At 76.9% G+C, this 2,167-nt stretch carries 2 protein-coding genes; one reads left to right on the top strand and one right to left on the bottom strand.

Annotated elements, in window-relative coordinates; genetic code table 11:
• Nucleotides 1–1,348 (top strand): PP2C family protein-serine/threonine phosphatase (locus CCN51_RS59510; protein WP_143676200.1); only part of this gene is annotated, 1,348 nt, incomplete at its 5' end.
• On the opposite strand, the gene CCN51_RS50520 is transcribed toward CCN51_RS59510, so the two are convergent.
• A partial coding sequence (locus tag CCN51_RS50520; RefSeq protein ID WP_107426317.1) for a MauE/DoxX family redox-associated membrane protein occupies nt 1,345–2,167 on the bottom strand: 823 nt, incomplete at its 5' end. The genes CCN51_RS59510 and CCN51_RS50520 overlap by 4 nt on opposite strands.

Genomic DNA, 2,167 nt, shown 5'->3' with positions numbered 1-2,167 from the left:
GCTCGTACGGGCGCTGCGCGCGGATCCGCGGACCACCCGCCTGCCGATCATCCTGCTGACCGCCAGGGCCGGGGAGGAGGCGACGGTGCAGGGCCTGCGGGCGGGCGCGGACGACTATCTCGCCAAACCCTTCTCCGCCCGCCAGCTGCTCGCCCGGGTGCGCGCCAACCTGGAGCTGTCGCGGCTGCGCGAGCAGGTGCTCACCGCCAGCCGCCGCCACGCGGCCGCGCTCACCTCCCTCGCCCAGGCGAGCATGCTGTTCTCCGACAGCCTCGACCCGCCGCAGGTGCTGGAGACCGCGAAGGAGGTGCTGATTCCGGCCCTCGCCGACGAGATCCGCATCCGGTTCACCGACCCGCGGGCGGATCAGTCCGTGTTCGTCGCGGGCAAGCGGACGGTCGGACCGATGGAGTTGGAGCACGGCCTCGCCGAGAGCCTCGGCGCCGAAAGCCCCGGGCCGCCCCCGCCCGACACCGTGCTGTCCATGCCGCTGGTCGCCCACGGCCGGACGCTCGGGGCGCTGGCCATCGCCAGGCGCGGACCGGCGTACCACGAGGGGGACCGGAACCACCTCGAATCCCTCGCCGGCAGGCTGGCCCTCGCCTACGACAACGCAGCCCGGTTCCGCAACGAGCGCCGGCTGGCGCTGACCCTGCAGCGGGCGCTGCTGCCCCAGCATCTGCCCCAGGTGCCCGGTCTGCGCACCGCGTCCTACTACCGGGCCAGCACCACCGGTACGGAGATCGGCGGCGACTGGTACGACGTGATCGCGCTGCCCGGCGGGGTCATGGGGCTGGCGATCGGCGATGTGATGGGCCACGACGTGGACGCCGCGACCGTGATGGGCCGGCTGCGCCCCGCCCTGCGCGGCTTCGCGCTCGACCGCGCCGCCCCGGGCACGCTTCTCGCCAAGCTGGACGCGTATCTGCGGTCGCTGGACGTCGAGCACTTCGCGACGTGTCTGTACGCGGTGTACGAGCCGCGGACCCGCCGGCTGCGGTGGGCGTCGGGCGGACACCCTCCGCCGCTGATGGTGGCGGGCGAGGCCACCGATTTTCTGCAGACCCGGCCGGGCGCCCCGCTGGGGCTGGTGCAGGGGGCGCCGGAAACCCACGCGACGCGGCTGCCGGCCGGCGCCGGGCTGCTGCTGTACACCGACGGGCTGGTGGAGAACAGCAGGCTCTCGGTCGACGCAGGGCTGGCGGCGCTGCGGGCGACCTGCGCGGGGCTGTCCGAGTCGGAGCGGCTCGACCCGCAGCGGATCATCGACCGGTCCATGGGCCTGCTCCACACCCCGGGGCGCGTCGACGACGACACCGCGCTGCTCGCCGCTTCCGCCGGGCCCTAGCCAAGCCCTGGACCTCCGCCCGGCACCGGGAGCGGCCGAGTGGGGGCCGCCACCGGCTGTCCGGTGTCCGCGTCGACGACTCCGACGCGGACCGCGGGTTCGGCCACCGTGTCCAGGCTGGCCGCGGCGTCCACGGCGAAGAGCACGAAGACCGGCCTGGCGCCCCGGCCCCCGCCGTGCACCCCGGAGTACTGCAGGACGCGCCAGCCGGCGTCGTCCCAGTGGTCGAGCAGCGCGGACCGCACCACCGGGGCCGCCGCCCGCCAGGCCAGCGAGCGCTCCAGCAACTCGACCGTGGCGGCCACCGGAACCGCGCCGCCGTCCGCGGGCCCGGCGAGCGGCGGCCCGGCGGCCCGCCGCCGAAGGCCACGCGCCCGCACGCCGCGCCACCACCACCCCACACGGCCGTCGGCCGAAAGCGCCGCGAGCCCGATCGCGCCGCCACCGACCAGGCACAGCGAGCCGACCGGCCGCCGCGCCACCGCGGCCCACCAGGGCTCACCCGCCGTCGCCGCCACGGCCGCCGCCGCGCCACCCGCCGCCACGGCGGCGGCGCGGGTGAAGGCGCGCCAGGTGACGGGGGCCGTACCGCTCCCCGTACAGCCGCAGGACGAGCCCGGGGCGGCCCGGCGGGCATAGGCCAGATAGCCGGTGAAGCCCACGCCGAGGACGGCTGCCGCCACCCCCGGGGCCACGGTCCCGGGCAGCGTGAGCAGTGCGACGGCGAGCAGCAGTTCCAGGGCGCCGAGCAGCCGTAGGGCGAGCGCGGCCCGACGGGCGCCGCGCTCGTCCGGCTGTTGCGCGGCGCCCGTCGGGCCG

The organism is Streptomyces milbemycinicus, from assembly GCF_002154605.1.
Taxonomy (GTDB): Bacteria; Actinomycetota; Actinomycetes; order Streptomycetales; family Streptomycetaceae; genus Streptomyces; species Streptomyces milbemycinicus.
This window is presented reverse-complemented; position numbering and strand designations above follow the sequence as displayed.